This is a genomic window from Pseudomonas sp. D4002, assembly GCF_013385665.1.
Classification (GTDB): Bacteria; Pseudomonadota; Gammaproteobacteria; order Pseudomonadales; family Pseudomonadaceae; genus Aquipseudomonas.
Map to the genome: position 1 here is coordinate 101,971 of NZ_JACAPN010000015.1, position 13,563 is coordinate 115,533.

The 13,563-nt window shown below is 57.7% G+C and carries 9 protein-coding genes; all 9 read right to left on the reverse strand.

Features of this window, described 5'->3' with window-relative positions; translation table 11 throughout:
* A complete protein-coding gene (locus tag HX824_RS08375; RefSeq protein ID WP_003215991.1) occupies positions 1 to 912 on the reverse strand; it encodes an ABC transporter permease subunit in 912 nt (303 codons plus the stop codon).
* A gap of 10 nt (positions 913 to 922) precedes the next feature.
* Positions 923 to 1,933 carry an ABC transporter permease subunit gene (locus HX824_RS08380; RefSeq protein ID WP_003215992.1) on the reverse strand — a complete coding sequence of 337 codons (1,011 nt, stop codon included), beginning with the start codon at positions 1,931 to 1,933 and terminating at the stop codon, positions 923 to 925.
* Positions 1,934 to 2,007: 74 nt separating this feature from the next.
* Positions 2,008 to 3,606, reverse strand: coding sequence for an ABC transporter substrate-binding protein (locus HX824_RS08385; protein ID WP_003215993.1), 1,599 nt, complete (start codon positions 3,604 to 3,606; stop codon positions 2,008 to 2,010).
* Between the two features lie 81 nt (positions 3,607 to 3,687).
* A complete protein-coding gene (locus tag HX824_RS08390; RefSeq protein ID WP_003215995.1) occupies positions 3,688 to 5,085 on the reverse strand; it encodes an OprD family porin in 1,398 nt (465 codons plus the stop codon).
* A gap of 171 nt (positions 5,086 to 5,256) precedes the next feature.
* Positions 5,257 to 6,861, reverse strand: a complete 1,605-nt coding sequence (locus HX824_RS08395; RefSeq protein WP_177054430.1) for an ABC transporter substrate-binding protein — start codon at positions 6,859 to 6,861, stop codon at positions 5,257 to 5,259.
* Between the two features lie 304 nt (positions 6,862 to 7,165).
* On the reverse strand, positions 7,166 to 8,794 hold the full coding sequence (locus HX824_RS08400; RefSeq protein WP_003216000.1) for an ABC transporter substrate-binding protein: 1,629 nt from the start codon (positions 8,792 to 8,794) through the stop codon (positions 7,166 to 7,168).
* 258 nt (positions 8,795 to 9,052) lie between these two features.
* Complete coding sequence (locus tag HX824_RS08405; protein WP_177054431.1) at positions 9,053 to 10,654, reverse strand: ABC transporter substrate-binding protein; 1,602 nt, start codon at positions 10,652 to 10,654, stop codon at positions 9,053 to 9,055.
* Positions 10,655 to 10,789: 135 nt separating this feature from the next.
* A complete protein-coding gene (locus HX824_RS08410; protein ID WP_218180456.1) occupies positions 10,790 to 13,162 on the reverse strand; it encodes a hypothetical protein in 2,373 nt (790 codons plus the stop codon).
* Positions 13,159 to 13,527, reverse strand: coding sequence for a hypothetical protein (locus HX824_RS08415; RefSeq protein WP_143495510.1), 369 nt, complete (start codon positions 13,525 to 13,527; stop codon positions 13,159 to 13,161). Before HX824_RS08415 ends, HX824_RS08410 begins: the two co-directional genes overlap by 4 nt.
* Positions 13,528 to 13,563 lie beyond the last annotated feature (36 nt).

Below are 13,563 nucleotides of genomic sequence, written 5' to 3' on the forward strand. Positions count from 1 at the left end.
TCAGGCGGCGTTCTTGAGTTTCGGGTCCAGCGCATCGCGCAGGCCGTCGCCCATCAGGTTGATTGCCAGCACGCTGAGCAAAATGGTCAAGCCAGGCAGGCTCACGACCCACCAGGCGCGTTCGATGTAGTCGCGGGCCGAGGCCAGCATGGTGCCCCACTCAGGGGTTGGCGGTTGTACGCCAAGGCCCAGGAAGCCCAGGGCTGCAGCATCGAGAATCGCCGAGGAGAAACTCAGGGTGGCCTGAACGATCAGCGGCGCCATGCAGTTCGGCAGCACGGTGACGAACATCAGGCGTGGCAGGCCGGCGCCGGCGAGGCGGGCGGCAGTCACGTAGTCACGGTTCAGTTCGCCCATCACCGCAGCGCGGGTCAGACGGACATAGGACGGCAGCGACACGATCGCGATCGCAATCACGGTGTTGATCAGGCCAGGGCCGAGGATCGCGACAATCGCCACAGCCAGCAGCAGCGACGGCAGGGCCAGCATGATGTCCATCAGGCGCATGATGGTCGGGCCGAGCAGGCGCGGGAAGAAACCGGCGAACAGGCCCAGCAGGATCCCCGGGATCAGCGACATCACCACCGACGACAAGCCGATCAGCAGCGACAGGCGCGAACCCTGGATCAGGCGCGACAGCAGGTCACGCCCGAGTTCATCGGTGCCCAGCAGGAACTGGATCTGCCCACCTTCCAGCCAGGCCGGAGGGGTCAGCAGGAAGTCACGGTATTGCTCGCTCGGGTTATGCGGGGCCACCCAAGGGGCGAAGAGCGCGCAAAACACCACCAGCAACATGAACAGCAGGCCGGCAACGGCGCCCTTGTTCTTGGAAAAGGCTTGCCAGAATTCTTTGTACGGGGACGGGTACAGCAGGCTTTGATCGACTGCTACCGCGGGAGTAGGTGTGGTCATGGTCATGATCTCAGCGCTGGTGACGGATGCGTGGGTTGGCGAAGCCGTAGAGGATATCCACCACGAAGTTCACCAGAATCACCAGGCAGGCGATTAACAGGATGCCGTTTTGCACCACGGGATAATCCCGTGCGCCAATGGCTTCGATCAGCCATTTGCCGATGCCGGGCCACGAGAAGATGGTTTCGGTCAGGACCGCACCCGCCAGCAATGTGCCGACTTGCAGGCCGACCACGGTGAGTACCGGGATCAAGGCGTTACGCAGGCCGTGGACGAACACCACGCGCGCCGGCGACAGGCCCTTGGCCTTGGCGGTGCGGATGTAGTCTTCGCGCAGTACTTCGAGCATCGACGAACGGGTCATCCGCGCGATAACGGCCAGCGGGATGGTGCCGAGCACGATGGCCGGCAGGATCAGGTGGTGCAACGCGTCCCAGAATGCGTCCGGCTCGTCGGCCAGCAGGGTGTCGATCAGCATGAAGCCGGTGCGCGGCTCGATGTCGTAGAGCAGGTCGATCCGTCCGGAGACTGGCGTCCAGCCCAGGCTGACGGAGAAGAACATGATCAGGATCAGGCCCCACCAGAAGATCGGCATCGAATATCCCGCCAGGGAGATGCCCATCACCCCATGGTCGAACAGGGATCCTCGCTTCAAGGCCGCGATCACCCCGGCTAACAGCCCCAGGATGCCGGCGAACAACAGGGCGGCCATGGACAGTTCCAGGGTCGCAGGGAAAAGGGCGGTGAATTCAGTCCACACGCTGGTACGGGTGCGCAGGGATTCGCCGAGGTCGCCGTGGGCGAGCTTGCCGACATAATCCAGGTATTGCGCGTAGAGCGGTTTATTCAGACCAAGGCGTTCCATTGCCTGAGCGTGCATCTCGGGGTCGACTCGTCGTTCGCCCATCATGACTTCGACGGGGTCGCCAGGGATCATGCGAATCAACGCGAAGGTCAGCAAGGTGATGCCGAAAAACGTGGGGATCAATAACCCCAATCGGCGGGCAATAAAACTAAACATCTTGTTGTGTACCTCAATCAGCCGGTTAGGCAGGTTCGGCACCGTCAATGTCGACGGTGCCGAGCGTCTCTTATCTACTTCACCTGGGTGGTGGCGAAGTTATTTGTGGTCAGAGGGCTTTGGGTATAACCCTCGACGTTTTTACGCATGGCGGTGAACATTTTCGGGTAAGCCATGGGAATCCATGGTTGGTCCTTGTCGAAAACGTCCATTGCTTGTTCATAGAGTGCAGCGCGCTGGGTGGGTTCAGCGATGGCGCGCGCCTTGTCGATCAAGTCTTGAAACTCCTTGTTACACCAGCGGGCGTAGTTTTCGCCGTTTTTCGCTGCATCGCAACTCAAGTTCGGGGTGAGGAAGTTATCCGGGTCCCCGTTATCCCCCGCCCAGCCGGCGGAGACCATGTCATGTTCGCCATTCTTGGCGCGCTTGAGCATTTCGCCCCATTCCATGACCTTGATGTTCACTTTCAGGCCGATCTGCGCCAGATCCGCCTGCATGCGCTGGGCGCCGAGCATTGGGTTGGGGTTGGTCGGGCCGCCGCCGTTGCGGGTGAACAGGGTGAACTCGGTGCCTTCCGGTACGCCGGCTTCCTTGAGCAGGGCGCGGGCCTTGTCGAGGTCGCGGGGCGGGTTTTTCAGCTTGTCGCTGAAACCCAGCAGGGTTGGCGGGTACGGGCCGGTGGCGTCGACCGCGTTGCCTTTGCCGTACAGGGATTCGTTGTAGCCCTTCTTGTCGAACGCGATGTTGATCGCGTGACGCACCCGCGCGTCGCTCATGTACTTGTGGGTGGTGTTCATGGCGGTGTAGGCGGTGGTCATCGCCGCCAGTTCCGCCACCTTCAGGTTCGGGTCGGCCTTCATGCTCGGCACGTCATCCGGTTTCGGATACAGCGCGATCTGGCATTCGTTGGCCTTGAGCTTTTGCAGGCGCACGTTGTTGTCGGTGGTGATGGCCAGGATCAGCGGGTCAGCCGGCGGCTTGCCACGGAAGTAGTCCGGGTTGGCCTTGAAGCGCACTTGGGCGTCTTTGGCGTAGCGGGTGAAGATGAACGGGCCGGTGCCGATGGGCTTGGCGTTCAGGTCGTCGGTCTTGCCGGACTTGAGCAACTGGTCGGCGTATTCGGCGGAGTGAATCGAGGAAAACGCCATGGCCAGGTCGGCCAGGAACGGTGCTTCAGGGCGGGTCAGGGTGAAGACCACGGTGTGGTCATCGGTCTTCTCTACGCTCTTGAGCAGTTCCTTGAAGCCCATGCTTTCAAAGTATGGGTAGCCCACGTTGGACTTTTTGTGCCACGGGTGATTCGGGTCCAGCTGGCGCTGGAAGCTCCAAAGCACGTCGTCGGCGTTCATGTTGCGCGTGGGTTTGAAGTAGTCGGTGGTGTGGAACTTGATGTCGTCACGCAGGTGAAAGGTGTAGGTCAGGCCATCGGCGCTGATCTCGGGCAGGTCTTTGGCCAGTGCCGGGATCACTTCGGTGGTGCCGGGCTTGAAGTCCACCAGGCGGTTGAAGATGGTTTCGGCCGCGGCGTCGGCGGTGACAGCCGTGGTGTACAGGACCGGATCGAAGCCTTCCGGGCTGGCTTCGGTGCAGACGACCAACGGTTTGGCCGAGATGCCGACAGCAACGCTCAACAGCGCAGCGGCAATGGCGGCTTGTAACGGGAGCATTTTCATCTAAGAGCCCTCTGCAATCGATTGGACCAGACAAGCGTAGGCGGCGGGCTCGTCCTGAGCCCGCCGCCGACCTGGCGCTGATTAAAGAATGTTGAACGGGATGGTGGTCACCAGGCGGAACTCACGCAGGTTGCCGTCAGCCTGGTTGGCGCTGGCACGGTGAGTCACGTAGGTACCACGAATGGTGGTGGCCTTGAGTGCGCCGCTCTGGATCGCGTAAGCCGCGCCTACACCGTATTCCTGGTGCTTCTCGCCGTCCTGGGCCTGAATGCCGTTGTAGGCAAAGCCAGCGCGGCCGCCGTCGCCGGTGTAGTGAGTACCGTCGATACCCCAGCCACGTGCCGAGTAGACGTTGAACTTCAGGCCCGGCACGCCGTATTCGGCCATGTTGATGCCGTAGGCGATCTGGAAGGACTTCTCGTTCGGACCGTTGAAGTCGGACGTCAGGGAGTTGGCCAGGTAGATGCCGTTGGTTTCGTGCAGGTAGTCGAAGTACTCGTCGCCGTTCACGGCCTGGTAGGAGAAGGTCAGGCTGTGAGCCTGGTGGGTCAGGCCGAACGATAGCGAGTAGGTGTCGTTGTCGATCTTGCCCATCAACTTTTTGCCTTCGTCGACGGTCTTGTAGTAGTTCAGGCCCGTGGTCAGGGACAGGGTCTGGCTGTCACCCAGTTCGTGGGTAGCACCGAAGTAGTACTGGTTCCAGAAGTCTTCCACGTTAGCGGCGAACAGGCTGGTCTTCAGGCTCTTGAACGGCTGGTAGTTGACGCCCAGGGTGTTGACCTTGTCGGTTTCCTGGCGACCATTGCCGTATTCAGTACGGAATTTCGACAGGCTCTGCTCGGTCCGTGGCGAAACGCGGTCGAACACGCCGCCCTGGAAGGACAGGTTGCTGAACTCTTCGCTGTTGAAGCTCACACCTTCGAAGCTCGAAGGCAGCGCACGGTTACCGATGGTGTCGATGATGCCGCTGCTGAAGTTCTGGCGACCGGCGGTCAAGGTGGTGTTCGAGACACGGAACTTGACGTTGGCCAGGCCCAGTTTGCTCCACTGGTCTACAGCGTCGCCGTCGGAGTCGGCCAGGGTACGGTTGGAGCCGCCCTTGATGTCGCGCTTGCTGCGGTCCAGGACCAGAGCGTTGTAGACCGCCACTTCAGTGCTCACGCCAACGGTGCCTTGGGTGAAACCCGAGGTAGCGTTGAGGATGGTGCCTTGCACCCAGTTGGTACGGTAGTTGTCAGTACGGGCTTCGCCGTGCTTCTGGTAAGTGAACTTGCTGCCACGGAAGCGTTGTTCGTTGGAGAACCAGTTACGGGTTGTACCGCCCAGGCTTGCGCCATCGATAAAGCCTTTGGCCTCGCTTTGGGCGCTGGTGCCGGCCAGTGTGGTTGGAACGAAGTCCTGGCTTGCAGGATCAGCGTAGGCGTTAGCCGTGATGCTGCTGATGGCCAGGGCCAGTAGCGCGGTGCTGCTCAGTTTCATGGGTGAAGCTCCTTTGGTTCTCTTTTTAATGCCGGTCTTTTTAGGTGAACCGGCTATTGGGTGTGTAACTCGTTCAAGCCTTTGCAAACGTTTGCCCATGGGTAAAACCCGAAATAAGGCTGCACGTTTGCAGCAAGGCGAATGCTCGCCCTGCGCAATCCGGTTATCTTTTTATGGGTTGATGCTGACGCCCGAGAACACGTTGCGGCCGAAGGGGCTCACTTTGAAACCTTCGACTTTGGCGCTTAACGGCTGGTTGACCGTCGAGTGGGCGACTGGCGTGATCGGCACCTGCTGCTTGAGCAGTTGCTGCGCCTGTTTGTATAGAACAGTCCTTTGTTCGCGGTCGGTGACGACCTTGGCTTGCTTGATCAGCTTGTCGTACGCCGGGTCACACCACATGGAGTAGTTGTTCCCGCCGATGGCGTCGCAGCTGTAGAGGGTGCCCAGCCAGTTGTCCGGGTCACCGTTGTCGCCGGTCCAGCCGATCAGGCTGATGTCATGCTCGCCATTCTTGGTGCGCTTGATGTACTCGCCCCATTCATAGCTGACGATCTTGACCTTGAGGCCAATCTTTGCCCAATCGCTTTGCAGCATTTCGGCCATCAGCTTGGCGTTGGGGTTGTACGGCCGTTGTACCGGCATCGCCCACAGGGTGATCTCGGTGCCTTCCTTCACGCCGGCAGCCTTGAGCAATTCCTTGGCTTTTTCCGGGTTGTAGGCGGCGTCCTTGATGGTGTCGTCGTAAGACCACTGGGTCGGCGGCATGGCGTTGACCGCCAGTTGCCCCGCGCCCTGGTACACGGCGTTGAGGATGCTCTGCTTGTTCACCGCCATGTCCAGGGCCTGGCGCACTTCGAGCTGGTCGAAGGGCTTGTGCCGCACGTTATAGGCGATGTAGCCCAGGTTGAAACCCGGCTTGGTCAGCAGTTGCAGGTTCGGGTCGGCCTTCAGGGCTTCGACGTCGGCCGGGCGCGGGTGCAGGGTGATCTGGCATTCGCCGGCCTTGAGCTTTTGCACCCGTACCGAGGCGTCGGTGTTGATCGCAAAAATCAGCTGGTCGAGCTTCACGCGGCTCGGGTCCCAGTACTGTTTGTTGCCGGTGTAGCGAATCTGCGAGTCTTTCTGGTAGCGCTGGAACACGAACGGCCCGGTGCCGATCGGCTTCTGGTTGATGTCGCTGGGCTTGCCGACCTTGAGCAAATGGTCGGCGTATTCGGCCGACAGGATCGAGGCGAAGCTCATGGCGATGTTCTGGATAAACGCGGCGTCGACCGTGTTCAGGGTCATCACCACGGTGTGCGGGTCGGTTTTCTCGACCTTGGCGATATTCTTGTTCAGGCTCATCCCGTTGAAGTACGGAAACTCGGTGGGGTAGGCCTTGCGGAACGGGTGTTCGGGGTCAAGCATGCGATTGAAGGTGAACAGCACGTCGTCGGCGTTGAAGTCGCGCGTCGGCTTGAAGTCCTTGTTGCCGTGGAATTTCACCCCTTCACGCAGGTGGAAGGTATAGGTCAGGCCGTCTTCGGAAATATCCCAACGGGTTGCCAGGCCCGGTACGACATTGGTCGCGCCTTTTTCAAACTCGGCCAAGCGGTTGTAGATAGGCTCGGCGGCGTCGTTATCGGTGGCCGTCGTGTATTGCGCGGTGTCGAAGCCCGCCGGGCTGCCTTCGGAGCAAAACACCAGGCTCTTTTTCTCGGTAGCCTGGCCCATCGAGGCCACAGCCAGCAGGCTGGTGCCAAATATCGCGGATAGAACGGTGGTATGGCGCATAACAATCCCGATCCTTGTTTGTTGTTTTCGTCAGTGAGCAATCGCAAGGTCATTCACGACCTTGCGACAACACTGATCCCACAACGGCAGTTGCCCTACAGAGACGATGCGTCTGCCGTACCACGACGTTATGGGTCGGGAGCCAGGCAGTAAATGCAACGAATCTGACAGACCTTGTAGGTAACGGAGCCGCGATTCGCAGTTAGCTGCCGTAGGACGGCAGCGTGTGCGGAGGTGGTCTGTTTCCTACGGTCTTGGCGGATGCAATAACGGCGACGTTATGAAACGTCGCCGCCAGAGATCCTTACTTGCCGCTTACGCTCACGCCGTAGAAGGAGTTCAAGCCAAATGGGCTGATCTTGAAGTCCTGCACGTTGTTGCGCATGGGTTGATACACCGTCGAGTGCGCGATAGGTGTCATCGGGACTGCATCTTTGAGGATATGTTGCGCCTGCTTGTACAGCTCGGTGCGTTTGGCTACGTCGGAAGTCGCCTTGGCTTCTTTCACGATGCCGTCGAATTTCTTGTCGCACCACTTGGAGAAGTTGTTGCCGGCCAGGGAATCGCAGCCGAACAGCACGTTCAGCCAGTTGTCCGGGTCACCATTGTCGCCGCTCCAGCCAATGATCATGGCTTGGTTCTCGCCGCCTTTGGAACGCTTGATGTACTCGCCCCACTCATAGCTGACGATGTTCACTTTCAGGCCGATCTGTTTCCAGTCGTTCTGCAGCATCTCGGCCATCAGCTTGGCGTTCGGGTTGTACGGACGCTGGACCGGCATCGCCCACAGGGTGATCTCGGTGCCTTCCTTGACGCCGGCTTCCTTGAGCAGAGCCTTGGCTTTGGTCACATCAAACGGCGCATCCTTGATGGTGGTGTCATAGGACCACTGGGTTGGCGGCATGGCGTTGACAGCCAGTTGGCCTGCGCCCTGGTACACCGAGTCGATGATCTGCTGCTTGTTCACCGACATGTCCAGGGCCTCACGCACGCGCAGGTCGGACAGCGGGTTAGGCGCGGTCTGGCCCTTGAGGACCGGCATTACGTTGTAGGCGATGTAGCCCAGGTTGAAACCGGCTTGGTGCGGCAGTTTCAGGTCCTTGTCTTCACCCAGCGCCTTGAGGTCGGCCGGACGTGGGAACAGGGTCACCTGGCATTCGTTTTTCTTCAGCTTCTGGATACGCACCGACGGGTCGGTAGTGATGGCGAAGATCAGGTTGTCGATCTTCACGTCTTCAGGTTTCCAGTAATCCTTGTTGCCGGTGTAACGGATGTTGGAGTCTTTCTGGTAGCTCTTGAACACGAACGGGCCAGTGCCGATTGGCTTCTGGTTGATGTCCTGTGCCTTGCCTTCCTTCAACAGCTGGGCGGCGTATTCAGCCGACTGGATGGAGGCGAAGCTCATTGCCAGGTTCTGGATGAAGGCGGCGTCCACGGTGCCAAGGGTGAACTTGACGGTGTGGTCATCGACTTTCTCAATGTTCTTGATGTTGGTGTCCATACCCATGTCCGTGAAGTACGGGAACTCGGTCGGGTAGGCTTTACGGAACGGATCGTCTTTATTGATCATCCGGTTGAAGGTGAACAGTACGTCGTCAGCCGTGAATTCACGAGTTGGCTTGAAGTACGGGGTGGTGTGGAACTTGACGCCTTCACGCAGGTGGAAGGTGTACGTCAGGCCATCCGGGGAAACGTCCCAGGTCGTGGCGAGCCCAGGAACAACAGCGGTGCCGCCGCGCTCGAACTGGGTCAGACGGTTGAACATGGTTTCGGCCGAAGCATCGAAGTCTGTTCCGGTGGTGTACTGGCCTGGATCAAAACCGGCCGGGCTCCCTTCGGAGCAGAACACCAGGTTGCTCGCCGCTTGGGCGAAAGGTGCAGCAGCCATTAAACCGGCGCTGACTAATAACGGAATGACTGCGTGTTTAAGCATGTTGGCCTCATGATTTGTTGTCATTTTTGGTAGTGAGGGCGACCTCGTGAGTCGACCTGCGGATACTTATGCAGGGCCCATACCCAATGCAAGATGTTGAGAGCCTACAACGGCTAAACAGTGGTACGAACGTACACGAATGTCGCATATGTGTAAGTTCAGACACATTTACGCACTTTTGAGGGTTTTTTTCGGTGCGAGGGCTGCACCAGGAATGCCCAACCGAGGCGTCTGGCGCACTCGGTTGGGGCGCGGCTGTTACTTATTCAGACTGACGCCGTAGAAGGGAGTGAGTCCAAAAGGACTGATCTTGAAGTCCTGCACTTCCTTTCGCAGGGGCTGGAAAACCGTCGAGTTTGCGATAGGCGTTATAGGTACTTGTTCCTTAAGGATTTTTTGTGCCTGTTGATACCACTTGATGCGCTGCTCGCGGTCGCTGCTGACCTTGGCCTGCTGTACCAGTTTGTCGTAGGCCGGGTTACACCATTTTGCATAGTTGCTGCCCTTCACCGCGGCACAACTGTAGAGCACGCCGAGCCAGTTATCCGGGTCGCCGTTGTCGCCGGTCCAGCCGTAGATCATCACGTCGTGCTCGCCGGCTTTGGCGCGTTTGATGTACTCGCCCCACTCATAGCTGACGATATTGGCCTTGATGCCAATCTTTTCCCAATCCTGCTGGATCATCTGCGCCGACATCCGGGCATTGGGATTCGACGCGCGTTGTACGGTCATCGCCCACAGGTTGAGGGTGGTACCTGGTGCAACCCCTGCTTCTTTTAGTAGCGCCCGCGCCTTGGCCGGATCGTAGGGCGCGTCCTTGATTGTCGGGTCATAAGACCACTGGGCCGGAGGCAGGGCGTTCTGCGCCAATTGTCCGGCGCTCTGGTACACCGCCTTGATAATTGCCGGCTTGTCGATGGCCATGTCCAGCGCCTGGCGCACCTTGAGCTGGTCCAGTGGCGGGTGGGTCACGTTGTAGGCGAGAAAGCCCAGGTTGAAGCCGGCTTGCTGAAGAACCCGCAGGTTGGGGTCTTGCTTCATCACTTCGATGTCGGAAGGGCGCGGGTAACCGCTGACCTGGCACTCGCCGGCCTTGAGCTTTTGCAGGCGCACGGCGGCGTCCGGGGTGATCGAGAACACCAGGTTGTCGAGCTTCACATCTTCGGGCTTCCAATACTGTTTATTGGCGCTGTAGCGAATCTGCGAATCCTTCTGGTAACGCTTGAACACAAATGGCCCGGTGCCCACCGGCTTCTGATTGATGTCCGCGGCCTTGCCTTCCTTGAGCAATTGCGCGGCATATTCGGCGGACTGCACCGAGGCGAAGCTCATGGCCAGGTTCTGCACGAAGGAGGCGTCAACGTTGTTCAGGTTGAAGCGCACGGTGTGCTCGTCGAGTTTTTCGACGCTCTTGATCGTGGTGTTCAAGCCCATGTCGGTGAAGTAGGGCGACTCCGATGGATAGGCCTTGCGGAACGGGGTCTCGGGATCCAGCAGGCGCTGGAAGGTGAAGAGCACGTCGTCGGCGTTGAAATCACGGGTCGGGGTGAAATAGTCGGTGGTGTGGAACTTGACGCCATCGCGCAGGTGGAAGGTATACATCAGGCCGTCTTTGGACACGTCCCAATTGGTTGCCAGGCCGGGTTCGACTTCAGTGCCGCCACGCTTGAACTGGGTCAGGCGGTTGAACACGGTTTCGGCGGAGGCATCGAAATCGGTGCCACTGGTGTACTGGCTGGGGTCGAAGCCGGCGGGGCTGGCTTCGGAGCAGTAGACCAGGGTGCTGGCTGCCTGGGCCATGGGCATGAATGCCAGCAGGCCGGCAGCAAGGAGCATCGGTTTTAAGGTGATTCTTTCCATGGAGACCCCTGAAGTGGCAGGCAAATAGTGCCCGAACGAAAACGGCAGTCACCGAGGTTACCGCCGTTCTTGTCACTCAGGTAGAGATAAGCATGCGAGGCCCCAGTGTCTCCGGGATTCGGCTATTCCAGGTCGCTACGATTTAGCCGGAAAGTGTTCGGGTTTATAAGTGAACGCCCACCACTTGAGCGGATTCCAGTACGGGTTGCTCTTTGACGGCTTGAATTTCTTGATCCGCGCCATTTCTTCGCTGACATACTGTTCAGCCTCAGCTCTTACTGCGGTACGGACGTTATCGGTGATCTGAATATTTTGTGCGGATAAGTTCTCCAGGTAGATTTTTTCTACCTTGTCAATGGCAGCTTTTATCTCTTCAGGGGCCAGGTTGGCACTCAAGGTGCCGCTATAACCTTTGACAGGGCGGCCAATCAACTTTTGGAATTGAGCGGCAAACGAAGCATCCCCACCGGTTGCGGAATCACATGACAGCAGGCGCACGTTGTCGAACTCTTCCGGATGGATCCCTTTGCTGTGAAGCGTATCCAGCAATTCTTCCGGACTATTGAGCTTTCCATCATAAGAAACTTTTGCGACCCCGGTAGTCTCATCGACTTTACCGTGTACCAGTATGTTCAATCGCTGGGCCGAACCTTGTTTGTTCACATCCACGAACGTGTAAAGTTTATCGTTGATAGTGTTCAGGCTATCTATTTCTCCACTGAGAATACTGGTTTTTTCAGCAGTAGAAAAAAGGGCCTCGCCGACCGGCAGATTTTTAACCGTTTTCAGGGGCGGCAGTTCGATGCCGTCTACGTTGATAGATGCCGGGGGGACCTCTGGTCCACTCGACTCAATTTCATTTAAAGACGGGTCCGGATGACTATCGCCGGATACTTTCGAAACGCGTGTCAGCTCAAATTCGCTCTTCTGCGAATTATAGTTCCAGCGGTAGTCTTCAGTAACGGTGGAGTTGAACGTGATCGGAGTTTCACCCAGGCTCGCCTCGACCAAACCGGGTGCAACTTCGTGTGCCAGCATCAGGCTTGAGATGACGGCCGCAGCAGTTCCCCCTGTGCGCTCGCCTGCGGTCTTGCCATAGAGGCTGTCATGCACGCCAAACACGATATTGCCTATATTGCCAACAATGGGCAGATTACCAAAGGTTTTGCCCCAGGTGTCTTTCACCGACTTCCAGGCTTGCTGCGAGGCACCAAACACATCCGTCTGGTCGGCCCACACCGCATTGTTGGCGTTCTGCTCCTGATAGTGGGGGGCGATACCTTTGTTCAGATCGCCAAATTGCAGCCCATAACCTGCTTTTCGCGATTCGGTGTAGTTGAATAGCTCTCGTACCGGCACGGATTTATCTTTGTACCAGTGTTCGTACCCCGGATATCGCGACCGATTATCCTGGATCAGGCTGTCGAGCACCGCCCCGGCCGGTGGCCAGTGGGCATTGTGTCGCCCTTGCATATCACCGGTATTGAAACGGCGCATCAATTCATCACGATTGTCTTTGGCCCAGTTCGCAAATTCGTCATCGCCTTTTATCTCGCGGACAGCGCCGTTCTTCAAGTCGATCATGACTCCCTGATTGGGGCGATTGGCGGTATTGCCATCGTAAGGCGTGTAGGGGATAAAGGCATACCCGCTCATGGGGTAGCCGTAAATATTGGGGATAATCACTTGCCCATTCTTGTCCAGCGTGCGATTCACCGCTTCCTGGCCGGCAGGGCTTAACCTTGCGAAATTTTCCGTGTCACTACGAAGGCTCAGCAACGTGCCCCGTGTTACATAGGCGTCTGCTTTTCCCGATCGCTCTGCTATTGTTCCGGAGCCCTCGCGCATCGGCGCGGCTATGTCTTTCTCCCAGCGAGCTTGAAGTTGTCGGCCGAACGCTTCCAAATCATTGATTTTTGTCCGGTCTTTTTTTTCTATTTCCATTTCAGGAAAATTTAAAACCCCACCACGTGCGGGTCTGTCGTGCGCTAGAGCACCCGCTGCAATTTCCCATGCGAAATAAGTGTGTGTCTGGGTATCAGAGAGATTTTGTGCTGTGCCCATACCGACATAGGTATTGAACGTTACCGTGAACTTTTCATGCGGGTCGAACCCGGCTGCCAATAAACCCCCACTGAAGTATCCTGCGGGGTCCATGAACAGGCGCACGTTCTGGAACTTGACGTTTCGTTCGCCTTCAGTGCCACTTTCTATATTTTCGATCTGCGTCTTTACACGATTGGCATAGGCATCGATATGAGCCTCTCGCTCATTGTAGATATACCCATCGCCTGGCGCGTGAACAAAGTCGGGTCCGTAAATGGTTGCCTTGTAGATATCAGACTCGTTCCTGGCGGCAGTGCCAACGTTGTCCGTTTCATAAATATCGGTACTCTTCAATGGCGTTGGCGGTATCCGTTCCAGCGCCTCGGTACGTTGTTCTTGAGTCGTACCGGGTAGCGGTGTTTGTGGGTAATGGACAATGTTAAGTTGAACTGAGCTTGTCATTTCAGATTACCTGGCTGGATGTTGATTGCACGCATCTGCGCCGCCATAAACTGTGGATGAGGAGTACGGTGATCTACGCCATGAGTGGTGCAGCGTCCAGGCGTGTTCCGCTCGTTGAGGGTGAGGATGTAGTTGTCCATTGCACGGGTTATAAGTTGAAAAGATTTATCACCAACGCACTTCAATGTGTCCGGACCAGCAGACGCCCGGCGATTAAGCATTTTCTGAAGCTGGTAACCGGTTATTACCGCTGAAACTTCTTGAATTAAGTGCCAGGCAAAAAAATGCTGCCCGAAGGCAGCGGCATTGCAGTCCTGCTCCCTGAAATGGCAGGTAAACGCTACGCGAACGAGAACGGCGGTCACCACGGTTGCCGCCGTTCGGGTTACCCAGGTTGAGAT